The 223-nt window shown below is 66.8% G+C and carries 1 protein-coding gene; it reads right to left on the bottom strand.

The window, feature by feature from the left end; genetic code table 11:
* Positions 1–223, bottom strand: a 223-nt coding sequence (locus AC2CHE_RS27060; RefSeq protein WP_484507639.1) for a transposase, incomplete at both ends; no start/stop codon positions are given.

Raw genomic sequence — 223 nt, 5'->3', positions numbered from 1 at the left:
CGTGAGCGAGGAACCCGTCGAGTAGGTCGGTGCGGTACTGGATGCTCTTGAGCCGGTTCTTGATGATCGCGAGGAGGTGGTCGACGCCGGTGACGGCGAGGTTGCCGATGCCGCGTTTGAGGTGGGACCACACTGCCTCGGTCGGGTTCAGGTCCGGGGCGTAGGCCGGTAGCCGGATGACGGTCAGCCAGTCCCGGGCGTCGATCATCTGCCGCATGGCGGC

It is taken from the genome of Micromonospora sp. ATLC16, from assembly GCF_057196645.1.
This window is presented reverse-complemented; position numbering and strand designations above follow the sequence as displayed.